The 21866-nt window shown below is 51.8% G+C and carries 21 protein-coding genes and 1 other annotated feature; of the genes, 15 read left to right on the top strand and 6 right to left on the bottom strand.

Features of this window, described 5'->3' with window-relative positions; translation table 11 throughout:
• Nucleotides 1-101: 101 nt before the first annotated feature.
• Nucleotides 102-1175 carry a M42 family metallopeptidase gene (locus KNP84_RS01300; protein WP_029595159.1) on the top strand — a complete coding sequence of 358 codons (1074 nt, stop codon included), beginning with the start codon at nt 102-104 and terminating at the stop codon, nt 1173-1175.
• Between the two features lie 127 nt (nt 1176-1302).
• Nucleotides 1303-2319: a PTS sugar transporter subunit IIC gene (locus tag KNP84_RS01295; protein WP_215114060.1), complete on the top strand. Its 1017-nt coding sequence runs from the start codon at nt 1303-1305 to the stop codon at nt 2317-2319.
• Nucleotides 2320-2368: 49 nt separating this feature from the next.
• Here KNP84_RS01295 and KNP84_RS01290 read toward each other — a convergent pair whose 3' ends face one another.
• Nucleotides 2369-2701, bottom strand: a complete 333-nt coding sequence (locus KNP84_RS01290) for a hypothetical protein (protein ID WP_021065579.1) — start codon at nt 2699-2701, stop codon at nt 2369-2371.
• A gap of 114 nt (nt 2702-2815) precedes the next feature.
• Here KNP84_RS01290 and KNP84_RS01285 point away from each other — a divergent pair, with 114 nt between their 5' ends.
• From KNP84_RS01285 to KNP84_RS01260, 6 genes are all read left to right on the top strand, one after another.
• Nucleotides 2816-3127, top strand: a complete 312-nt coding sequence (locus KNP84_RS01285; protein WP_021065580.1) for a thioredoxin family protein — start codon at nt 2816-2818, stop codon at nt 3125-3127.
• Nucleotides 3128-3132: 5 nt separating this feature from the next.
• Nucleotides 3133-3924 (top strand): DUF1444 family protein, encoded by a 792-nt coding sequence (locus KNP84_RS01280; protein WP_029595160.1) that lies wholly within the window; start codon nt 3133-3135, stop codon nt 3922-3924.
• Between the two features lie 48 nt (nt 3925-3972).
• Nucleotides 3973-4593 carry a YtpR family tRNA-binding protein gene (gene ytpR, locus KNP84_RS01275; protein WP_058764015.1) on the top strand — a complete coding sequence of 207 codons (621 nt, stop codon included), beginning with the start codon at nt 3973-3975 and terminating at the stop codon, nt 4591-4593.
• A 53-nt stretch (nt 4594-4646) separates the two neighbouring features.
• The gene (locus tag KNP84_RS01270) at nt 4647-5630 is read left to right on the top strand and encodes a hypothetical protein (RefSeq protein WP_215114059.1); all 984 of its coding nucleotides are present in this window, start codon (nt 4647-4649) and stop codon (nt 5628-5630) included.
• 88 nt (nt 5631-5718) lie between these two features.
• Nucleotides 5719-7026 (top strand): UDP-N-acetylmuramate--L-alanine ligase, encoded by a 1308-nt coding sequence (gene murC, locus KNP84_RS01265; protein ID WP_215114058.1) that lies wholly within the window; start codon nt 5719-5721, stop codon nt 7024-7026.
• A gap of 102 nt (nt 7027-7128) precedes the next feature.
• Nucleotides 7129-7581, top strand: a complete 453-nt coding sequence (locus tag KNP84_RS01260) for a Dps family protein (protein ID WP_021065585.1) — start codon at nt 7129-7131, stop codon at nt 7579-7581.
• A 40-nt stretch (nt 7582-7621) separates the two neighbouring features.
• Here KNP84_RS01260 and KNP84_RS01255 read toward each other — a convergent pair whose 3' ends face one another.
• Entirely contained in the window at nt 7622-8734 is a 1113-nt protein-coding gene (locus KNP84_RS01255; protein WP_215114057.1) for an aminopeptidase, read from the bottom strand.
• A gap of 173 nt (nt 8735-8907) precedes the next feature.
• Here KNP84_RS01255 and KNP84_RS01250 point away from each other — a divergent pair, with 173 nt between their 5' ends.
• The 4 genes from KNP84_RS01250 (at nt 8908) to ccpA (ending at nt 12534) form a co-directional block, all read left to right on the top strand.
• Entirely contained in the window at nt 8908-9426 is a 519-nt protein-coding gene (locus KNP84_RS01250; protein WP_021065587.1) for a DUF948 domain-containing protein, read from the top strand.
• 22 nt (nt 9427-9448) lie between these two features.
• Nucleotides 9449-10165 carry a YtxH domain-containing protein gene (locus KNP84_RS01245; protein WP_021065588.1) on the top strand — a complete coding sequence of 239 codons (717 nt, stop codon included), beginning with the start codon at nt 9449-9451 and terminating at the stop codon, nt 10163-10165.
• A gap of 137 nt (nt 10166-10302) precedes the next feature.
• On the top strand, nt 10303-11394 hold the full coding sequence (locus KNP84_RS01240) for a bifunctional 3-deoxy-7-phosphoheptulonate synthase/chorismate mutase (protein WP_021065589.1): 1092 nt from the start codon (nt 10303-10305) through the stop codon (nt 11392-11394).
• Between the two features lie 126 nt (nt 11395-11520).
• Entirely contained in the window at nt 11521-12534 is a 1014-nt protein-coding gene (gene ccpA / locus KNP84_RS01235; RefSeq protein ID WP_021065590.1) for a catabolite control protein A, read from the top strand.
• 50 nt (nt 12535-12584) lie between these two features.
• Here the strand turns inward: ccpA and KNP84_RS01230 are convergent, their stop codons facing one another.
• From KNP84_RS01230 to KNP84_RS01220, 3 genes are read right to left on the bottom strand one after another with little or no spacing between them, the layout of a single operon-like run.
• Nucleotides 12585-13754, bottom strand: coding sequence for an acetoin utilization protein AcuC (locus KNP84_RS01230; RefSeq protein ID WP_214831916.1), 1170 nt, complete (start codon nt 13752-13754; stop codon nt 12585-12587).
• A complete protein-coding gene (locus KNP84_RS01225; protein ID WP_021065592.1) occupies nt 13751-14383 on the bottom strand; it encodes an acetoin utilization AcuB family protein in 633 nt (210 codons plus the stop codon). The genes KNP84_RS01230 and KNP84_RS01225 overlap by 4 nt, the downstream gene beginning before the upstream one ends.
• Before the next feature lie 12 nt (nt 14384-14395).
• Complete coding sequence (locus KNP84_RS01220) at nt 14396-15025, bottom strand: GNAT family N-acetyltransferase (protein ID WP_058764004.1); 630 nt, start codon at nt 15023-15025, stop codon at nt 14396-14398.
• A gap of 155 nt (nt 15026-15180) precedes the next feature.
• Here KNP84_RS01220 and acsA point away from each other — a divergent pair, with 155 nt between their 5' ends.
• On the top strand, nt 15181-16887 hold the full coding sequence (gene acsA, locus KNP84_RS01215) for an acetate--CoA ligase (protein WP_021065594.1): 1707 nt from the start codon (nt 15181-15183) through the stop codon (nt 16885-16887).
• A gap of 44 nt (nt 16888-16931) precedes the next feature.
• Here the strand turns inward: acsA and KNP84_RS01210 are convergent, their stop codons facing one another.
• Nucleotides 16932-19430, bottom strand: coding sequence for a transglycosylase domain-containing protein (locus KNP84_RS01210; protein ID WP_214714561.1), 2499 nt, complete (start codon nt 19428-19430; stop codon nt 16932-16934).
• A gap of 167 nt (nt 19431-19597) precedes the next feature.
• Nucleotides 19598-19795, top strand: a binding site (T-box leader).
• Nucleotides 19796-19842: 47 nt separating this feature from the next.
• Here KNP84_RS01210 and tyrS point away from each other — a divergent pair.
• Both tyrS and KNP84_RS01200 read left to right on the top strand, forming a co-directional pair.
• Nucleotides 19843-21090 carry a tyrosine--tRNA ligase gene (tyrS, locus tag KNP84_RS01205; RefSeq protein ID WP_029595167.1) on the top strand — a complete coding sequence of 416 codons (1248 nt, stop codon included), beginning with the start codon at nt 19843-19845 and terminating at the stop codon, nt 21088-21090.
• A 107-nt stretch (nt 21091-21197) separates the two neighbouring features.
• A complete protein-coding gene (locus KNP84_RS01200; protein ID WP_021065597.1) occupies nt 21198-21824 on the top strand; it encodes a GTP pyrophosphokinase in 627 nt (208 codons plus the stop codon).
• Nucleotides 21825-21866 lie beyond the last annotated feature (42 nt).

The following is a 21866-nucleotide window of genomic DNA, read 5'->3' as shown; positions in this document are numbered from 1 at the left end:
CATCGTACCAAAACCTGTACCCCATTGGAACGAAAACCATTCGCATCTGTCGAAAAGTTCTGTATATAATGAAACAAGAACGGTTGAAGGGATGGATGGAAATGGAACAAAAAACGAGAGACTTATTCAAGACGTTGACAGAGCTTCCGGGCGCGCCCGGGTTTGAATCAGAGGTCCGCCGGTTTGTTCGTGACCGAATCACACCGCACGTCGATGAAGTCATGACGGATGGCATCGGCTCGATCTTTGGGAAACGAGTCGGCGATGAGGCGGGACCACGCATCATGGTCGCTGGTCATATGGACGAAGTCGCATTCATGGTCACCCGAATCACAGAAAACGGGATGCTGTACATACAACCGCTCGGCGGATGGTGGAGCCAAGTGCTCATGGCACAACGATTTGACATCGTGACGGCCGATGGATTGATTCCAGGGGTCGTCGCATCGACGCCGCCGCACTTGCTTGGACCGGAGGCGATGAACAAGCCGATGGACATGAAGCAAATGTTTATCGATATCGGGGCCGACACGAAAGAAGAGGCCGAATCGTGGGGCGTACGTCCGGGTCTACCGGCTGTGCCGACGAGCGAGTTCACGCCGCTCAAACATCCGAAAAAAATTATGGCCAAGGCATGGGACAATCGCTACGGCGTCGGGCTCGCCGTCGAGTTGCTCGAAGAGACGACAAAAGCCGATCACCCGAACATCTTGTTCGCCGGGGCGACCGTACAAGAAGAAGTCGGTCTCCGTGGTGCCCAAACAGCAGCCGAAATGATTCGTCCGGATGTCGCGCTTGTCCTCGACGCATCACCAGCCAACGATGCATCAGGCAATAAGACAGAGTTCGGACAGCTCGGGGAAGGGGCACTCATTCGTATCCTCGATCGAGTCATGGTCATGTCTCCTGAGATGCGTGACTTCCTGCTCGATACGGCATCTGATGAAAACATTAAGACCCAGTATTTCGTCTCGCCAGGTGGCACGGATGCGGGTCGCATCCACATGAGCGGGGAAGGGGTGCCGACGGCCGTCATCGGTGTCGCGGCGCGTTATATCCACACGCATGCCTCGATTTTGCATACGGACGACTACGACGCGGCGAAAGCGCTCCTGAAGGCACTCGTCAAACGACTCGATCGATCGACGATGGAGACGCTCCGGGCTTCACGCTAATTGAACGAAGAACGTCACTCGTGGAGTGGCGTTTTTTTCATATTGAAATTTCACGAGAAACGCTTATACTGATAAAAGTGTGAAGACAGAAACTTTACGACTGACAAGACAGAAAAGAGGAATTTCCATGCTTAAGAAAAAAGGGATTACGCTCAGTCCGTCGCTCTATTTCGTGACGGCTCTCAGTTATATGGCACTCGGATTATTCAGTACGCTCATTATCGGCTTGATTATGAAGACGGCCGGAGGACAGTTGCTCGAGACGAGCCTGTCTGGATTTGGTTCGACGCTCATCGAGATTGGTGACGTGGCCATCGGCTTGACCGGGCCTGCCATCGGAATCGCCATCGCCTATGCGCTCCAGGCACCACCACTCATCTTGTTCTCGGCACTCGTCGTCGGGGCATTCGGCTATGAGTTCGGACCAGCCGGCAGTTATGTGGCGACGTTGCTCGCCGTCGAAGTCGCCAAGCTCGTCTCGAAGTCGACGAAACTCGATATTTTGGTCACGCCGTTCACGACAATCGGCATCGGTTATTTGAGTTCGACCTATATTGGCAAATACGTCGGGTTGTTCATGACACAGCTCGGCACATGGATCGAATGGGGAACGGAACAACAACCACTGTTCATGGGCGTCGTCGTCGCGACGTTGATGGGGCTCGCCCTCACGGCTCCGATTTCGAGCGCGGCCATCGCCCTCATGCTCGGTTTGAGCGGGATTGCCGCCGGCGCGGCGACGGTCGGGTGTGCTGCCCAAATGGTCGGGTTTGCCATCACGAGCTATCGGGACAATGGCATCGGAGGCGCCATCGCCCAAGGCATCGGTACATCTATGCTCCAAGTCGGCAATATTGTCAAAAACCCATGGATTTTGTTGCCGCCGACCGTGGCCGGCGCCGTGCTCGCGCCGATTGCGATTCTGTTGTTTGAACTCGAGAGCGTCGCGGCAGGCGCTGGCATGGGAACAAGTGGACTCGTCGGACCGATCGTCATGCTCGAAACGATGGGCTTCAGTTGGTATACGTTCATCGTCGTCTTCGGCTTTTTAATCGTCGGGCCAGCGGTGCTCAGCTACGCCGTCTATCAAGTGTTGGTCCGGATGAACCGGATTCGACCGAACGACATGAAAATCGAATATTGAACATACGAAAGAGAGCGTCCCGGCAAATAAGCGGGACGCTCTCTTTCGTTCACCACCCGAAAAAATTCCGGACGATTTCGACCGTTTCCCGCGGGACGCGGAAGCTCGCGAGGAATAGTACGAGCAGGACGGCATAAACGGGGAGTAAAAAACGTTTTCGAATGATGGGCAGCCTGCGCACAAGACGCTTGCCGACGCGTTCAAGTATGTAAATCACGGCGAATCCGACGACGAGCCAAATGAAAATCTCGCCTCGTGATTTGTCCGTATCGATGAACAAATAACCGTAGCGTAGAATCGCCAACATGCCGATGACGCCGACGAGTTGTTCAAGTGGATGCTTCATTTCTGGATTCAACTGTTCGCGTGTCCATTTTGTCATGACTTCACCTTTTTCACGTAGTCTTCACTCCCGACTATCATAAAACACGAGAGCGGAATGTGACAACGGACTTATGCTATCATGAATGAGGAAAAAAGAACAGGAGTGGTGAAGATGAAACAACTGACAACGATGAACGAATATACAGCAGCGAAACAAGGGAAGAGCGTCCTCATGTTTTCAGCAACATGGTGCGGCGATTGCCGTTTCCTCGACCCATTCATGCCGGACATTGAAGCGAAGTTCTCAGACTGGTCATTTTATTACGTCGATCGTGATGAATGGATGGAGCTTGCGCAAGAACTCGACATTTTCGGAATTCCAAGCTTCGTCGCTTTCAACGGCGGGCAAGAAGTCGACCGCTATGTCGGACGCGAACGGAAGACGCCGGAGCAAGTCGAAGCCTTCCTTCATGGGTTAGGGTGATTTAAATGGAGCGGAATGAATTACGTCGTCATCTCGAAAGTAAGTTCACTGACGGATACCGGACCTCGTACGACCGCGAGAATGAGGTGTTGCGCATCGAACGGGCGACCGATCGTTTCGGCGTCAACATCCGTCTCGCCCCGCTCGTAGCGAAAACAAAAGTTCGAGGGGAAATCGCTGTCGATGAGGTCGTAGACTACATCAAGACAGCGCTCACCGCGGATGATGACATCACATTAGCGGGTAATGAGGCCAATCTTTATCCTGTCATCCGTTCTGCTTCGTTCTCGACCGAGACGAAACGGGGCGAGACATTGGCGATGACGCCGCATACAGCTGAGACTGCCGTCTTTTACGCCCTAGATTTGGGTAACGGCTATCGATTGATTGAAGAGCGACATTTGGGCGGGATGACGCTCGAACGCCTTGATGAGTTGGCGCGGGATAACGTCAAAAAATTACCGACCGATTTAAAAGAAGATACCGTTGCCGGCAACACGTTCTATTTCCTGGCGGCACGGGACGGCTACGAGGCGTCACGTATCTTGAACGATGACTTTTTACGAGTTATGGAACGCCGCATCGAAGGCGATATGCTCGTCGGAGTGCCGCACCAAGACGTCATGATTATCGCGGACATCCGCAACGATCAGGGTTATGATGCGATGCAACAGCTCATGTTCGACTTTTTCACGAACGGTCGGATTCCGGTGACGGCTCTTTCTTTCCATTATGAGGCTGGCGTACTCGAGCCAATTTTCATTGTCGGAAAAAAGAACCCACCAACCGACGCATAATCTGCTAAACTATTTGTGTCTAGTTTGAAAGAAGGGGCGTTTTTACGTATGCAAATCAATGCTTTTTATAACCGTGAAGGAATCGGCGATGTCCTCATGGTCCTGTTAAGAGAAGGCGATCGCCATCATCAAGTTGTTGAACGGAAAGACGATGTCGCCATCGTTAAGTCGACGACAGGGAAAGTTAATGGCTACAACGTGTTCAACGCGAGCAACTATTTTGATGTCAGCGATTGGCATGGACCGGTCGAATTGACGGCCGAATTGATTGAGACGCTCGGTGTCATCTTGCGCAAACAAAATATCGAAGCCGAGTTGTCGGGCGTGGACTTTACCCCGAAATTCGTCGTCGGCTATGTCAAAGAAGCTGAGAAACACCCGGATGCCGATAAATTGTCGATTTGTCAGGTCGAGACTGACCAAGGTATGGTCCAAATCGTCTGTGGCGCACCGAACGTCGCGGCCGGCCAAAAAGTCGTCGTCGCGAAACCGGGTGCAGTCATGCCATCAGGTTTGATCATTCGCCCGTCTAAATTACGTGGTGAGAGCTCACACGGGATGATCTGTTCGGCGCGTGAATTGAACTTGCCTGATGCACCGCAAGAAAAAGGAATTCTCGTATTAGATGACGAATATGAAGTAGGTAAAGCATTTGAAATCGGTCGCTAAACTCGACCGATTTTTTGCTAAATAGGATTGAGTGAAAAAGCGAGGAATCAAGTATGGATGCATATGAACGTTCATTAAAACAGCAAGCAGACCGAATTCGACGCGAACTATCCCAAGAAGGGAAGAAAGGTGCGCCTGCACCGAAGCCCGAGCCGAAGGATGAATTTGTGCCGTCGGATGTACCGTCTCCGATTTATGGATACGCCCGACCGAAACCGAAAATCATCCTGCCGACTGAACATTCTCCGGAGACGCGAGACGATTCAGCGATGCGTCAAGCGAAGCGAGTGGCCGTCCCAGTCGAGGAAATGTCAGAGGCGGTGCCACCAAGCGTAACGCCTGAGCCTGAGAACGAACCGGTAATTGATTCTGTAGATGAATCGGTGATGGAGTCAGTAGACGAATCTGTTGTTGAGTCAGTAGACGAATCCGTTGTTGAATCAGTAGACGAACCGGTGATGGAGTCAGTAGACGAATCGGCGCCGGACACGGACGAAGCGACGACACCACAGTCTGACTTTGATCTCATAGCGGACGAAGCGCCAGTAGCGGAGACGCTTGAGGAAATGGTGGCCGAGCAAACAGATTCACCAATCGAAGCGTCGATTATTTCCGCGGAAACATCGCAACCGATTGACGAGAGTCAGACCGTCTTGGAAGATGAGCCGGATGAATCAGATACAAAACCGCTCCTCGGGGAAGTCTCGATTGTAGAGAGCGGATTTGCCTCGGTCTTCATGGGGTCGACCGATTTGAAATCGTCAAAGATTGCCGTTCGTGAAGAAAAACAAGATGTGACCGAACCATCGTTGCCGACCGAGGCATCGGTCGAGACGGTGGCACCGATTGTTGAGGATGTTGCGAAAACATTACAGTCGGACGAACCGGTCGATGTGCCTGATGAAGAAACATTGACGCCCGCCATGGGCGTGTCATACAAAGCGGAAGGCCCTCCGCTCAACGTCATGATGACGCCGCAAGACCGGATGGCGATGTACAAGAGTCGCCGATTGGCTAAAAAAAACAATAATCTGTAATAGCATGACTCCGGTAGTTTTGCTATAATGACAAAGGTTTGTCGCATTTTTGAAACAGACCGCAATGAATTAGGGGGGCTATTTACAGATGAACCGTTATCACTTCGTCGGAATTAAAGGAACGGGCATGAGTCCTTTAGCTCAAATTTTAAATGACATGAATAATGAGGTCCGAGGTTCGGACGTTGACAAAGCATTTTTTACTGAAGAAGCATTGAACCGTAAAGGAATTGAAATCCTTCCGTTTGACCCTGAAAACATTACTGAAGGGCAAATCGTCGTCCAAGGTAACGCCTTCACAGACGATCACCCTGAAGTTGTTCGGGCACGCGAACTCGGATTGACGATATACAAGTACTATGAGTTTCTAGGCGAGTTGGCTGACCACTACACTAGTGTCGCCATCACTGGATCTCACGGGAAAACATCGACGACAGGTCTGTTGGCCCACGTCATGCGTGGCATCGAGCCGACATCATTCTTGATTGGCGATGGTACGGGTGAAGGTGTCGAAGCCTCGAAAAACTTCGTTTTCGAGGCTTGTGAGTATAAGCGTCACTTCTTATACTATCGTCCGGACTATGCCATCATGACGAACATCGACTTTGATCATTCTGATTACTTCTCAGGACTCGATGACGTCATCGACGCATTCCAAGAGATGGCCAAGCAAGTGAAGAAAGGCATCATCGCTTGCGGGGATGATGAAAATCTTCAACACATTCAAGCGAACGTGCCAATCGTCTATTACGGTTTTGGCGCTCATAACGACTTCCGCGCCGAGAACGTGAACTCGACGGATAACGGGACGACGTTTGACGTGTATTTGCGTGACGACTTCTATGGGACGTTCCGGATTCCAGGATACGGGAACCATAGCGTCTTGAACGCACTTGCCGTCATCGCGACATGTGACTACGAGAACTTACCGAAAGAGTTGGTCAAAGACCGCCTCGAGACGTTCAACGGCGTGAAACGTCGTTTCAGCGAATCGACGCTCGGAAGCCAAGTGTTAGTGGATGATTATGCCCACCATCCACGGGAAATCAGTGCGACAGTGGAAGCGGCGCGTAAAAAATACGTCGGCCGTGAAGTTGTAGCTATCTTCCAACCGCACACGTACACGCGTCTTAAATCATTCATGGATGATTTCGCTGCGGCATTAGCCGAAGCGGATGCCGTTTACTTGTGTGACATCTTCGGTTCGGCTCGCGAACAAGAAGGTACAGTTACGATTGAAGACCTGCAATCGCGCATCGAAGGCGCGAACGTGTTAAAGCGTGGCGGAACGCAAGTGCTCCAGGCACATGACAATGCCGTCCTCCTGTTCATGGGGGCTGGGGACATCCAGACTTATCAACGCGAATATGAGAAACACGTCCAACTTGAAGCGTGAATCGAGAGCGAACGGCTGATGCCGTTCGTTTTTTTTGTGTTTAACATCGAGCTAAGACGGTAATAATACTAGCGACTGAATTTGGAAAAGGAGATGTTAAGGATGGCAAGCCAAGGCGCATTAAACACATTGAACAAAGAGGTAGCCAACTATGGCCTCTTATTCGTCAAACTGCACAACTACCATTGGTACATTAGCGGCCCTCACTTCTTCACGTATCATGAAAAATTAGAGGAACTGTATAATCTCGTCGCCGAACTGTACGATGACGTGGCGGAACGTCTATTGATGAACGATGGCGAACCGTATGCGACGATGAAGGAGTATCTCGAACATTCGACGTTGCAAGAAGGGGACCGCCACGCGGATACCGAGCAGATGATTAAAGATGTCATCAGTGACTTCAAACAGATTCGCCAAGAGATGCAAGACGCGATGGAGAACTTCGAAGACGGGGACGAAGCCATCGAGGACACATTCGTGTCTCATATCGAACGACTCGAAAAAGAGATTTGGATGATGTCGGCTGCGCTCGGTAAAAAGACGAAGCTGTAACGAAAAAACAAGCGTGCCGTCATCGGCACGCTTGTTTTTGTTATTTCAAGTTCTCTGGGTTGAGTGGCAAGAGCGAGTCGACGACGAAACGCCCGTCCTTACGAATCAAGACATCATCGAACCAAATCTCGCCGCCGCCGTAATCAGGGCGTTGGATATTGACGAGGTCCCAATGGATTGACGAGTTGTTGCCGTTATAAGCGTCATCATACGCCTGACCCGGTGTAAAGTGGAAACTGCCGTCGATTTTCTCATCGAACAAGATATCCTTCATCGGATGTTGGATGTACGGGTTGACGCCGATGGCGAACTCGCCGACGAAACGTGCCCCTTCGTCCGTATTGAACACTTCATTGATTCGGTCTGTGTCGTTCGCTGTCGCATCGACAATCTTTCCATCTTTGAACGTCAACGACACGTTCTCGAACATGAAGCCGTGATACGGTGACGGCGTGTTGTACGTGATGACACCGTTGATCGAATCTTTGACCGGAGCTGTGAACACTTCACCGTCCGGAATGTTCATTTGGCCAGAACACTTGATGGCCGGAATGTCTTTAATTGAGAACGTGAGGTCCGTCCCTGGTCCTTTGATTGTGACACGGTCGGTCTCATTCATGAGGCTGACGAGCGCGTCCATGGCTCGGTCCATCTTACCGTAGTCGAGTGTGCAGACGTTGAAGTAGAAGTCTTCGAACGCCTCAGTCGATTTACCAGCGAGTTGTGCCATCGACGGCGATGGATAACGGAGCACGACCCATCTCGTTCCTTTGACGCGGTCCTCGGTATGCATTTTACCGATAGTGGCCCCGACGAGTTTTTGTTGCTCGGCCGGCACGTCTGACAGTTCGTTGATGTTGTCACCGGCACGAAGGCCGATGTAAGCGTCCATCGCTTGCATCTGTTTGCGTTCGATGTCGGCCATGAGTTCGAGCTGTTCCCGGCTCGCTCCCGTATAAAGTTTGCGCAAGATGCGGCTCTCTTTCAATAAGACGAACGGATGCCCCCCAGCCTCATACGCCTTTTCGACGAGCGCTTCGACAAGCGATTCCTCGACGCCGAAATTTTCAATGAGAACGCGTTCCCCCGGTTTCAATTCGACTGAATAATTGATTAATCCATCAGCGAGTTGCGTGATTCTTGGATCTCTCATACGAACACCCCTTTTAACTTTTTTAAATTTATTTCTATTTTAGTGTAATCGAAAACATAAAAACGGGTAAAGGAATAATCAGACCGGATGGCGAAAACGGTTGTGACAAATCTTTTGAGTCATAATGGTGCTATAATGAAACCACCACATTATCGAATAGGAGGAATGGATGCATGGAAATCACATTAGGAGGCATTGCAGGGCTCGTCGCAGCACTCGCATTTGTCGTACTCGTATTTTTCTTGGCACGTGTCTTGTCGAACGTCAATCGGACACTCGGCAGCGTCGCCAACACAACTGAAAACTTAGAACGTCAATTAGACGGAATCACAATGGAAGTGACGGCGCTCTTACATAAGACGAACCGTCTCGTGGATAACGTCGAGGAGAAAACAGAATTGCTCGCACCGGTGGCACACGCCCTTGATGAGCTCGGCACGTCACTCAACGAAGTGACAGAGTCGGTACGGACGGTTTCTTCTTCTGTTCACGTAGCAGCAGACGAGAATAAAGAGCAGATTGCCCAAGCGGTACGTTGGGGATCGGTCGCTGTAGAATTATTTAAGAAAAACAAAACAGAAACGTCTTCAGACGAACGACCATCACGTCGTCGCGGCCGTCGGGACCGTAAACAAGAACCGACTACGGTTTCACCAGGGTTGATTGCGACAGACGATACAATCAAATCATAACTATCACAAGGAGGAAGTAACGATGACATACGACAAGAACAAGACATATACGAATGAACAGCAATCAAGCGGTGGGTTTTTAGCTGGTGTCGTCCTCGGCGGCGTGATTGGTGCAGCAGTAGCACTCCTCACATCACCGAAGAGCGGACGTGAAGTACGGACATACCTCGACGAGAAAACGGCGACGTCGCGTGAGCGATTGACCGTCAAGTCGAAAGAAGTTCGTGAAAAAGCAGAACCGGTCGTCGGCGAATGGATTAAAGTAGCGAGCGATAAAGCGGCTCCGGTCTTAAACCTCGTCAAAGACAAGGCCCGTGAAGCGGCTGAATTGAAACAACAAGTCGATGAAGACGAATTGTCAATCGAAGAAGCGATGGAGAAAGCTGATCAACTCGTAGCGGAGGCGGAAGCCGAAGTGAAAGAGCAACTCGATAAGGCTTCAGAAGAGCAGTCGAACGAAGCAAAAGATTCGAACGAAGCGAAAGCTTCAAATGAGTCAAACGAGTCGTCGAAGTCAGAAGCGTCGACAGACAAACCGAAACAATCAGACAGTAAGCCGAACGCGAACAAATCGAACGCGACGAAATCGGCTGCAAACAAACAAAACACAACGAGCAGCCGTGACCAGTCGGAAGACTATGAGTCAGACTTCGAGGCACCTGTGAAAGACTTGCTCGACGATGAGTCGAAACAAGAATTGAACAACTTGAAGCAAGACCTTAAAAACGGCAACAAATAAGTGATGACGCGTCCGGGACTAGCCGGGCGCTTTTTTTGTTGATTTTGTGTCGTCAGCCCATTTCCCTATGACAAAGCGATTAAAGTTCGTTATAATTAGGAATCTGGAAAGAACGGCTTAGAAATGAGAGGGTAATTATGAGTCCACAAGATCAGTTGAATCGATTACGTCGCGAGATGGATGAGTTGAATCGTGAGATGCTCGACTTGCTCAGCCGCCGTGGCACACTCGCTGTTGAGATTGGAAAAGTAAAACGTCTGCAAGGTGTGGAGCGATACGATCCGGTACGTGAACGTGAGATGCTCGACTTCATCGCGGCAGAGAATCCGGGTCCGTTCGAGACGGCTCGCTTGCAACATCTGTTCAAAGAGATGTTTAAAGCTTCGGCCGAACTGCAAGGCGAAGATCGTGACAAGACGCTGCTCGTTTCACGGAAACGCCAAGCCGAAGACACGATTGTCACGCTCGATGATGTCAAAATTGGCAATGGACGTCCGCAACTGATTGCGGGACCATGTGCGGTCGAATCGTTTGAGCAAGTGAACGCCGTCGCTGAGAAATTGGCGCTGTCCGGAGTGAAAATCTTGCGAGGCGGGGCGTACAAGCCACGTACTTCACCATACGACTTCCAAGGTCTCGGCTTCGAGGGGTTGAAACTGCTTAAGCAAGCGGCAGATCGTCATGACTTACGGGTCATCTCTGAAATCATGACGCCTGGTGCGGTCGAATCGGCACTTCCATACGTGGACATCATCCAAGTCGGTGCGCGCAATATGCAAAACTTCGACTTGCTGAAAGAAGTCGGGAAGACGGATAAACCGGTGCTCTTGAAGCGTGGCTTATCGGCTACGATTGAAGAGTTCATCTATGCGGCCGAGTACATCATGGCGAGCGGCAACAGCCAAGTCATCTTGTGCGAACGCGGCATCCGGACATATGAACGGGCGACACGCAACACGCTCGACATCACCGCGGTCCCGATTTTGAAACAAGAGACGCATTTGCCGGTCATGGTCGACGTGACGCACTCGACAGGACGACGCGACTTGTTACTGCCAGCGGCCAAAGCGGCGCTTGCAGTCGGAGCGGACGGGGTCATGGTGGAAGTACACCCGAACCCGGCCATCGCCTTATCGGATGCCCAGCAACAACTCGATTTCGATCAGTTCGATCAATTCGTGGACGGGCTAACGGCCCAGTTCCCTCAACTTGATTTGGTGAAAAAGTAAGCTTTCCAATTGGAAACGTTTTATATAGCGTGAAGACAGGGTAAAATGATGACAGATACCTGTCTTCCTTTTTTGACACGTTTTTTGAAAATCGTTTGAAAATCATTGCTTGTAGGAGGAGTTTTAATGAATAGTAACAATGTAACCATCTATGATGTCGCACGAGAAGCCGGGGTGTCGATGGCAACCGTCTCACGCGTCGTCAACGGAAACCCGAACGTCAAACCGACGACCCGCAAGAAAGTCCAGGATGCGATTGACCGTCTCGGCTATCGTCCGAACGCTGTCGCACGTGGACTGGCCAGTAAGAAGACGACGACGGTCGGCGTCATCGTCCCAGATATCTCGAACATCTTCTTCGCAGACCTTGCCCGCGGAATCGAGGACGTCGCGACGATGTACAAGTACAACATCATCCTCGGGAACTCGGACTCGAACCGTGACAAAGAGATCCATTTGTTGAACACATTGCTCGGGAAACAAGTCGACGGCATCATTTTCATGGGCGGTCGTCTGCATGAAGACCTCGTCAACGAGTTTAAGAAGTCACCGGTCCCAATCGTCCTCGCGGCGACACTCAACCAAGGGTATGACCTCCCTGCGGTCAACATCGATTATGAGCAAGCGGCATACGACGCGACCGAAATGTTGATTGGCCACGGTCATAAACAAGTCGGCTTCATCACAGGTCCACTCGAGCAACAAATCAATGGCGAGAAGAAATTCTCTGGTTACCGCCGTGCCCTTGACGACGCCGGACTCCCGTTCCGTGAGAGTGACGTCGTCCTTGGGAATTACACGTACGCATCAGGCCTTGAGGCGATGCAGAAGATGCTCGAACGTGACGATTGCCCGAAAGCGATTTTCGCCGGTACGGATGAGATGGCACTCGGTGTCATTCACGCGATTCAAGACGCCGGTTTCTCGGTCCCGAACGATTTTGAAGTCGTCGGCCATGATAACACGCGTCTCGCTACGATGATTCGTCCGAAATTGACGACGGTCGTCCAACCGATGTATGACATCGGTGCCGTTGCCATGCGTCTCTTGACGAAAATCTTGAATGCGGAAGAAGTCGAAGAGAAGAACGTTGTCTTGCCGCACCGCATCGAACGTCGCGATTCGGTACGTCAAGACTGAATAAAAATCCCCTCGCCTGTCGGAGTCACTCCGCGGACGAGGGGATTTTTTTAGACATATAGTGATTTGCGATCGTTCGAAATGAACGGCCAGAACGCCCGTTTCGTCACTTCCCAATTTTTCTCCTCAATTTGTTGGCGTCGGGGAATATGTTGGAAAGTGTACGGATGGTCATCCCAGCGTGTCGGCAAGGCTAAATCCGCTTTGTCCTGCCACTGCTCGATCCATTCGGGCGGAATGTCGCCGCTGTACGGCGCCTCGCGCGTCAGTCCGGCCCACACTTGCGCCCAAGCCCGGGGTACGGTCCGATACCAATCATAGCCGCCGCCGCCGAGGGCGACGAGTCTTCCTTCCGTATACTCGTCGGCAAGTCGAGAAGCGATTTGAGGAATCTGTTCGAACGTCCGAATCGTCGAGGCAAGGTGAGTCAACGGATCAAAGGCATGAGCGTCGGCCCCGTTCTGCGTCACGATGATATCCGGCTTGAACCATTCGCACGCTTCCCGGAACACTGTCTCGTAACAGCGCAAGAACGACTCGTCTTGGGTGAACGCATCGACCGGGACGTTCCAGCTATAGCCGTACCCATTCCCGTTGCCGCGCTCTGTGACGGCTCCTGTCCCCGGGAACAGGTAGCGGCCGGTCTCGTGGATGGATAACGTCATCACATCGTCATCGTCGTAAAACAGCCATTGGACGCCGTCTCCGTGGTGGGCGTCAGTATCGACATAGAGGACCCGGCTGCCGTACGCTTTACGGACGTGGGCGATGGCAACCGCTGCGTCGTTATACACGCAAAATCCGGACGCTTTCCGCCTCATCCCGTGATGGAGGCCGCCCCCGACGTGAAAGGCGCGCTCCAGTTTACCGCTCGCGACCAAATCGAGTGCGTGAACGGTGCCCCCGACGAGCCGGGCCGCCCCTTCATGGATGGTTGGGAAAATGGGAGTGTCTTCAGTGCCGAGGCCGAACTTGTTCGCTTTCAATGTCGACAGCTCACCGGCCGCCGCCGCTTGAACCGCTTCAATATAATCAAGGTCATGGACGAGCGCGAGCGACTCGACCGAGGCGAGGGGCGGGGCGATGCACTCGGAGGCCTGAAGTTTACCTGAGGCGATGAGCAGGGACGTCGTCAGCTCCAGGCGGACCGGATTGAACGGATGATCCGCATGGAAGCGGTACGAGTTCTCGTTCTCCCCGAATATGTAGGCCGGTCTCATTGGGACATCTCCGGACCGAGCACGTCGTAACCCTCGCGTTTCAACCGTTCGATGATGCGGAGCGGATTCATCGTCTGGACGCGGAACGAGATGATGCGTTTATATGGGTCGGGCGTCGGATGAACGAACACGTTGATAATGTTGACGTTCGTCTTGGCGAGGAGCCGGGTCACTTTCTCGAGCGTCCCCGTCGTGTTCTCGACCAAGAGCTCAATCTGAGAGCTCGGCTCGAGCGCGCCCGTCAATTGGACGAAGTAACGCAATAAGTCTGTCTCGGTCAAGACGCCGACGAGTTTGCCTTGTTCGACAATCGGCAGGCAGGTCAGGCGATACTCATAAAACAGAGCGGCCGCATCTTCGAAGAAGTCGTACGGATGTGCCGTCGTCACATCTTGACGCATGATGCTCGAAACGGGGTTTTTGAAGTCGGCGCTCTCGCTCTCCGGATGGAACACGCTCGTCGCTCCGCTCATCTCGAACTGGCCGACGATTCCGACGACTTGTCGGGCCGGGTTGGTGACGATGAGATGGCGCACTTTATGATCACGCATGAGCTTGGCCGCATGGGCGATCGTGTTGGTCGGTTGAATCGTCACGACATGACGATTCATCATTTGTTCAATCAACATCCAGGTCCCTCCTTAGTCATACATGAACCGGCGCCGCAGCCGGAGCGAATCGAAATGGTCGATCGTTTCTTGCCGGACGTTCTTGCCAATCCGTGCCATGAGACAGTTGGCCGGATGCGAGGCAATCTCCGGGTCATCGGTCGGGAAGAAGACGAGTCCGCCGTGGTTCATCATCTTTTCCATCACTTTCCGATAGTCCCAGATCGAGAGCCCGCTCCCTTTCAAGTCCCAGTGCCAATAATATTCTGTCGTCAAAATCAAGAAGTCATCCATATGCGAGTCCATCATCGACACTTCGAGTAGCTGCTTGCCAATCCGTTGGCCACGGAAGCGCGGGCTCACTTCGATCGCGCCGAGCTCGAGGATATAGGGGTCGTTCCCTTCGCTCCAACGTTCATATGGGTCCGGATATAAATACGTGACATAACCGATGACGAGGTCATCGACGCGGGCCACGATGATGCGGCCTTCTTTCAAGTCAGCGATTTCGACGAGCGCCTTATGTTGGTCCTCAGGTTCACGAAATGCGGTCAATCCCTCATCGAGCCGATACGTGGCCAACACGTCGCTCTCGATCGGTCCATCGATGATTACGGCTCCGAGTGAGGTTTCCCACACCTTTGAATGATATTGTTTTTCCATGGAGTCACCACCTTTTCCACCTTCTATTATAGCGCTTTCATTTAGCTTGTTTCACACTCTTTTGGAGATTTTGGAAATTCATTGATTTGTCATAATATTAACACTATACTGAAAGTGGTTATACCATTCATTACAGGGGAGGCGAATCTTTAGCGATGGAAAAATTGAAAGCGTTATCAGGGGAACATCAATTGGCGTCGTATGAAGATGCTTGTCAGTCGTTCGAGTGGACACAAGCAGAAGCATTATTTTCTTGGAATTTGACGGGGAACGTCAATATGGCGTACGAAGCAATCGACCGTCACGCAGAAGGTGAACTCGCCACAAAGCTGGCGTTGCTCTATTTCGATGGGGAACGAGAAGAGCGCTACACGTATGAGGACATGAAACGAGAAAGCAATCGGGCCGGAAACGTTCTGAAATCGGTTGGAGTGGAGAAAGGCGACCGCGTCTTCATCTTCATGCCACGGAGTCCAGAACTTTATTTTATTTTGCTCGGTACACTCAAGCTCGGGGCGATCGTCGGTCCGTTGTTTGAGGCGTTCATGGAGCAAGCCGTCCACGACCGTCTGCTCGACTCGGAAGCGAAAGTCATCGTCACGACCGAGGCGCTCCTACCGCGTATCCCGGTCGATCAACTCCCGCACTTGGAGACGATTTTAATCGTCGGTGACGAGGTAAAAGAGGCAGGGAAAATCATCGACTACCGCAAATTGGCGGGTGATGCCTCGACCGATCTCGACATCACGTGGGTCGACCGCGAAGACGGCATGATTTTGCATTATACGTCAGGGTCGACCGGGAAACCGAAAGGTGTCTTGCATGTCCATAACGCCATGGTGCAGCATTTGATGACCGGCAAATGGGTGCTTGACTTGCAACCGGACGACATTTACTGGTGCACAGCCGATCCAGGTTGGGTGACGGGTACGAGCTACGGGATTTTCGCACCGTTCTTGAACGGGGCGACGAACGTAATCGTCGGGGGACGATTCAATCCTGAGTTCTGGTATTCGGTCATCGAACGGTTCGGTGTCACGGTCTGGTACAGCGCGCCGACAGCGTTTCGGATGCTCATGGGTGCCGGAGAAGAGGCGTTTGAAAAATATGATTTGTCGTCACTCCGCCATATCCTGTCGGTCGGAGAACCGCTCAATCCGGAAGTCATTCGTTGGGGGAACGAATCGTTCGGATTACGGATTCATGACACGTGGTGGATGACAGAGACCGGCGCGATGATGATTTGTAACTATCCGACGATGGATATCAAACCGGGGTCGATGGGCAAAGCTATCCCGGGTTGTGAAGCGGCCATCTTAGACGACCGCGGTCAACCACTCCCGCCTCACCGGATGGGCAACTTGGCACTCAAGACGCCATGGCCGTCGATGATGCGGAAAATTTGGAAGAATGACGCCAAGTATGAGAGCTACTTCTGGGGTGACTGGTACGTCTCAGGTGACTCGGCGTATATGGACGAGGACGGTTACTTCTGGTTCCAAGGCCGCGTCGATGACGTCATCATGACGGCAGGGGAACGGGTCGGTCCGTTCGAAGTCGAGAGCCGTCTCGTCGAGCATCCAGCTGTCGCCGAGGCCGGGGTTATCGGGAAACCAGATCCGGTCCGCGGCGAGATCATCAAGGCGTTCATCGCGCTCCGTAAAGGCTATGAGCCGTCGGACGAGTTGAAGGCGGAGATTCAAAAGTTCGTCAAAGAAGGTCTCGCGGCTCACGCGGCTCCGCGTGAGATCGAGTTCAAAGACAAATTGCCGAAAACGCGAAGCGGGAAAATCATGCGTCGCGTCTTGAAAGCATGGGAGTTGAACCTCGAGACGGGTGACTTATCGACAATGGAAGATTGAACGACAAAAGGTCGACACGCGATGTGTCGACCTTTCTTGTCGGATTAGGCGCCGTCTGCAGCTTCGGCGTCTTCTTTCTTCTTGTCTTCCTCAGCCTTTTTCTCAGCTTCGGCTTTCTTCTTTGCTTCTTCTTCAGCTTTCTTCTTATCAGCTTCCGCTTTTTTCTTTGCGTCGGCTTCTGCTTTCGCTTTTGCGTCAGCCGCTGCCTTTTCCTTCGCAGCAGCATCAGCTTCTTGTTTCTCTTCTTCAGCTTCCTGTTTCTGTTCTTCAGCCTCTTGTTTCTTCTCTTCGGCTTCTTCTTTCTTCTTCGCCTCTTCTTCGGCTTTCTTCTTCGCTTCCTCTTCCTTCTTCTTCTCTTCGACTTTTTTCTTCTCAGAGAATGAACCAGAGTCACCGAAGTCGCCAGCTCTTACGCTAGCCGGTTGTACGAAGCGAGCGTTCGAATTGAACACTTCTGGACGATCGAGATAGACGTTGTTGGCAATCTTTGACCACATACCTTGCGTCCGTTGGAAGTAGCGGCCGAAACCTTCACCGTCACTCAATGGATACTCTTTATCATAGCCCGTCCAGACGGCAAGCGTGACACCTGGCGTCGAACCAACCAAGTACGAGTCGCGAATATCTTGGGTCGTACCAGTTTTACCCATCCAGTCGCCAGGGACGTTCAAGAGCGAGTTGGCATACGTCGCTGTTCCTGACGTGTAGACGTCACGGAGCATATCGACAATCAAGTAGGCCGTACGATCCGAATAGATGCGTGTCTTCTTCGGATTCTTCTCGTAAATGACTTCGCCTTGGTACTCGACACGGTCGATGATATACGGTTCGACGTGTTCACCGCCGTTGGCGAGCATGGCGTAACCTGAGGCGAGCGACGCGAGTGAGACCGAGCTGACACCGAGTGCCATTGATGGCGCGTCGCGTGTATCGTCAGGGACGTTCATGCCCATCTGCAGCAATTTCTCAGTATCACTTCTAAAGTCGCCTTGCTCTTCGTAAATTTTCACGGCCGGGACGTTTCGCGATAGTTTCAACGCGTCACGTGCCGTCATCGGTCCACGGTATCCGCGGTCTTCGTTTCGGACCGGGATTGTATTCGGGTTTGTTCCGTTTTGATACTTGTACTCCTCGTCGACGATGACCGTATCCGTCGTGATAAGACCTTTTTCGATTGCGTTCGCATAAACGAGTAGCGGTTTCGCCGTCGACCCGATTTGGCGCTCCATTAAGCGGGCACGGTTGAAATCATCGGCTTTGCCGTTCACATAACGACCACCGACGAATCCGAGGATGCGACCGGTCTTGTTGTCGAGCATGATGGCTGCCGTTTGTTCCGGACCTTGGTCAGGATCGACATTTTTGTCCGGATTTCGAGGTCCGAAGTTATTGACGTTACGGGCCGGCTGTTGCATCGATTCATGGACTTGTTTATCAAGCGACAAATGAATCTTGTATCCACCTTGACGGAGTGCGTTGTGGGCGCGACGTCCGTACGTGCTCGTAATTTCTTTACGTTCTTCTGCACTCAATTCGTTCACGTTCACGCCATCTAGTTTAAGCATGTGGTCACGGACGATAATGAGAGCATCTTCTTCAGCCCATTGCACAACATACGGATAGCGGTCACGCGGCTTCGATTGCGTCTTCATGAAGTCTTTTGTGATGTCGTAGTTGTATGCAGCGTCGTAGTCTTTTTTCGTGATCTTCCCGGCGACGTACATCCGGTTGAGTACCGTCTTCATCCGGTTGATGGCCGGTGCTACGTCCTCTTTAATGACACCGCCTTGGTAATACGGTGTATAAAGGAACGGGTTTTTCGGAATCCCGGCGAGGAAAGCGGCTTGTGGTAACGTCAACTTCTCAGCCGATGTGTTGAAGACACCGCGAGCGGCTGCTTCAATCCCTGAGATGTTGCGTCCCATCGAGTTTCGTCCGAATGAGACGACGTTCAAGTACGCGTTCAAGATCTCATCTTTGTTCATTGCTTTCTCGAGGCGAAGGGCGAGTAAAATCTCTTTCGCTTTTCGTTCGAACGACACTTCGTTCGTCAGCATTTGGTTCTTGATGAGCTGTTGTGTGAGCGTAGAGCCACCGGTCCGATCTTCCGAACCGGTCGCTTCTTGTAAGATGGCACGGAGCGTCGCTTTCGGGACGACACCATCGTGTTCGTAAAACTCGACGTCCTCTGTGGCGAGTAACGCGTCGACGACGAACGGAGAAACTTTGTCGACGGCGACGGGAATCCGTACTTCATCCGTCGTATAGTTTCCAATTCGTTCACCGCTTCCAAAATAAATGTCAGAAGTCGATGAGTACGTGTTGATTTGTGACGTCATCGTCTTATAAGCGGGTGCCGGCATATCCTTGACGAGTGAAGCGAAATAACCCGCTCCGATCCCGGCGCCTAAAAATCCAATGAGAACGACCGATATAATCGTTAGGAGCAGAACGTTCCAGGATACATCGTAAAATACATTGGCATAACGGCGGGCTTTCAAGGACTTTGGTTGGTTCCATGTGTCTCGAATCTTTTGCAGCATGACAGCCTCCTTAATATGGTGTAAAACTATTTTGGACAGTAATATATACGATTATAGCACAAGTCATTGCCGACCTTCCTCCCAATCAACTGTCGGCTGCAAGTTTCCATCTTCCAGTTGACAATTTGGAAATAGAACTTATAAAATGTAAAGCATAGTCCATAAACAAAGATGCTATGAAGAAAGCGAAGTAGTCGACTGACCGCTTGTCCAGAAAGCTAGTGGGTGCTGTGAACTAGCCAATGTCAATCGATGAATTACACTTTTGGAGCGTGCCGTTCGGCCGGGTCGAGACCGTTATCTCTCGCTACAAGTGGCCACAGCTGTGGCAATTAGGGTGGTACCGCGGAATCTCCGTCCCTTCTCATATGAGAAGGGACGTTTTTTTATGTCAATCGAAGGAGTGGAACAGATGGAATTATTGAAGGATTTAGAATTTCGAGGTCTCGTCAACCAAATGACGGACGAAGCAGGATTGAAAGAACAGTTGAACAAACCGACGACGCTTTACACCGGGTTCGACCCGACGGCGGACTCGCTTCATATCGGGCACTTGCTCCCGATTTTAACACTCAAACGTTTCCAAGAGGCGGGACACCACGTCATCGCCCTCGTCGGTGGCGCGACTGGGATGATTGGTGACCCATCAGGTCGTTCGGACGAGCGTTCGCTCAACACGCTCGACACGGTCAAACAGTTCTCGGATCGAATCAAAGACCAATTGAGCCGTTTCCTCCCGCTAGAAGGTGAGAATCCAATCTCTATCCGCAACAACTACGAGTGGACGGAAGAGTTATCGATTATCGATTTCTTACGCGATATCGGGAAACACTTCCCGATCAGCTACATGCTCGCCAAAGACTCGGTCGACTCACGTTTGGAGAACGGAATCTCGTACACGGAATTCTCATACATGTTGTTGCAATCGTTCGACTTCTTGAAGTTGTACGAAAACGAGAACTGCCGCCTTCAAGTCGGGGGCAGCGACCAGTGGGGCAACATCACGGCCGGTCTCGAACTCATCCGCCGCTTCGGTCACTCGGAGAAGGCGTTCGGGTTGACGGTGCCGCTCGTGACGAAGTCGGACGGGCAAAAATTCGGGAAGACGGCCGGTGGTGCAGTCTGGCTCGACGCCGATAAGACGACACCTTACGAGTTTTACCAGTTCTGGATTAACGTCGACGACGCTGACGTCATCAAGTTCATCAAATACTTCACGTTCATGTCGCACGAAGACATCTTGGCGCTCGAAGCAGAAGTGGTCGCTGCACCGGAGAAGCGTGTCGCCCAACGTCGTCTCGCTGAAGAGATGACAAAACTCGTCCACGGAGAAGCGGGTCTTGATCAAGCGCAACGCATCACGACTGCCTTCTTTAGTGGCGACTTAAAAACGCTCAAACCAGAAGACATGGATGCCGCATTCAAGGGCATGCCACAGTTCGAGCTCGAAGGCGAGCGCAACCTTGTCGACCTTCTCGTCGAAGCGAAGATTGCACCATCGAAACGTCAAGCCCGTGAAGACGTTCAAAACGGGGCGATTTACTTGAACGGGGAGCGGGAGCAGTCGCTCGATAAGACGGTGACACGCGCCGATACGCTCGGTGAGTTCACCATCATCCGTCGCGGTAAGAAAAAATACTTCGTGATCCGTCACGTCTGATGCATGCGTCCATGTCCGCCAATGTTGCGAACATGGACGTTTTTTTCTGACTCAACATCGATTCGGTCTGCTACGATAGCAAGTATAGACGACAAGGAGGCTTTGTTATGGACATTGAAGAATTTTTTGGCGAGCAGTTCCATCAATGGCGGGAGCGATTCCGGTACTACGAGATGGCGATCACTGAACTCGAGAGCGATCTCGGCATCATCGACCTCGATTGGCAGACGCGGCTCGGCTATTCGCCGATTGAACACGTGAAGACGAGGATGAAGACGTTGCCGTCCATCATTCGGAAGATGAATCAAAAAGGGCTTCCCCTCGAAGTGGAAGCGCTGTGGGACAATATATCTGACGTCGCCGGAGTGCGAATCGTCACGAGTTTTCGTGATGACATCTACGCCATCCTCGATCATTTGAAAAAACGGGACGATTTAGAAATTGATGAGATTAAGGATTACATCCAACATCCGAAACCGAGCGGCTATCGGAGCCTGCATCTCATCGTCCGAACGAAAGTGTATTTGGCGGAACGCGTCATCTGGGTGCCAGCCGAGATTCAAATTCGCACGCTCGCCATGGACTTTTGGGCGGCGACGGAGCATAAACTTCATTATAAATACCAGCACGTCGTCCCGGAGGCGTCGAAACTCGAGTTGATTGAAGCGGCGAAGATGGCCGATGCGCTCGATACCCAGATGGGCCGGATTCGTGAACAGATTTTAAAGAAATAAAAAAATCCCCTTTCCTGCCGAGGCAGGGAAGGGGATAAAAGC

Origin of the sequence: Exiguobacterium sp. s70, from assembly GCF_018618315.1 — a bacterium.
Lineage (GTDB): Bacteria > Bacillota > Bacilli > Exiguobacteriales > Exiguobacteriaceae > Exiguobacterium > Exiguobacterium chiriqhucha.
The sequence above is the reverse complement of the archived record's forward strand: the minus strand, read 5'-3'. Positions and strand labels throughout refer to the sequence as shown.

Coding starts and splice junctions, on each gene's coding strand:
- KNP84_RS01300 (WP_029595159.1), top strand. CDS start 102: ATGGAACAAAAAACGAGAGACTTATTCAAGACGTTGACAGAGCTTCCG.
- KNP84_RS01295 (WP_215114060.1), top strand. CDS start 1,303: ATGCTTAAGAAAAAAGGGATTACGCTCAGTCCGTCGCTCTATTTCGTG.
- KNP84_RS01290 (WP_021065579.1), bottom strand. CDS start 2,701: ATGACAAAATGGACACGCGAACAGTTGAATCCAGAAATGAAGCATCCA.
- KNP84_RS01285 (WP_021065580.1), top strand. CDS start 2,816: ATGAAACAACTGACAACGATGAACGAATATACAGCAGCGAAACAAGGG.
- KNP84_RS01280 (WP_029595160.1), top strand. CDS start 3,133: ATGGAGCGGAATGAATTACGTCGTCATCTCGAAAGTAAGTTCACTGAC.
- ytpR (WP_058764015.1), top strand. CDS start 3,973: ATGCAAATCAATGCTTTTTATAACCGTGAAGGAATCGGCGATGTCCTC.
- KNP84_RS01270 (WP_215114059.1), top strand. CDS start 4,647: ATGGATGCATATGAACGTTCATTAAAACAGCAAGCAGACCGAATTCGA.
- murC (WP_215114058.1), top strand. CDS start 5,719: ATGAACCGTTATCACTTCGTCGGAATTAAAGGAACGGGCATGAGTCCT.
- KNP84_RS01260 (WP_021065585.1), top strand. CDS start 7,129: ATGGCAAGCCAAGGCGCATTAAACACATTGAACAAAGAGGTAGCCAAC.
- KNP84_RS01255 (WP_215114057.1), bottom strand. CDS start 8,734: ATGAGAGATCCAAGAATCACGCAACTCGCTGATGGATTAATCAATTAT.
- KNP84_RS01250 (WP_021065587.1), top strand. CDS start 8,908: ATGGAAATCACATTAGGAGGCATTGCAGGGCTCGTCGCAGCACTCGCA.
- KNP84_RS01245 (WP_021065588.1), top strand. CDS start 9,449: ATGACATACGACAAGAACAAGACATATACGAATGAACAGCAATCAAGC.
- KNP84_RS01240 (WP_021065589.1), top strand. CDS start 10,303: ATGAGTCCACAAGATCAGTTGAATCGATTACGTCGCGAGATGGATGAG.
- ccpA (WP_021065590.1), top strand. CDS start 11,521: ATGAATAGTAACAATGTAACCATCTATGATGTCGCACGAGAAGCCGGG.
- KNP84_RS01230 (WP_214831916.1), bottom strand. CDS start 13,754: ATGAGACCGGCCTACATATTCGGGGAGAACGAGAACTCGTACCGCTTC.
- KNP84_RS01225 (WP_021065592.1), bottom strand. CDS start 14,383: ATGTTGATTGAACAAATGATGAATCGTCATGTCGTGACGATTCAACCG.
- KNP84_RS01220 (WP_058764004.1), bottom strand. CDS start 15,025: ATGGAAAAACAATATCATTCAAAGGTGTGGGAAACCTCACTCGGAGCC.
- acsA (WP_021065594.1), top strand. CDS start 15,181: ATGGAAAAATTGAAAGCGTTATCAGGGGAACATCAATTGGCGTCGTAT.
- KNP84_RS01210 (WP_214714561.1), bottom strand. CDS start 19,430: ATGCTGCAAAAGATTCGAGACACATGGAACCAACCAAAGTCCTTGAAA.
- tyrS (WP_029595167.1), top strand. CDS start 19,843: ATGGAATTATTGAAGGATTTAGAATTTCGAGGTCTCGTCAACCAAATG.
- KNP84_RS01200 (WP_021065597.1), top strand. CDS start 21,198: ATGGACATTGAAGAATTTTTTGGCGAGCAGTTCCATCAATGGCGGGAG.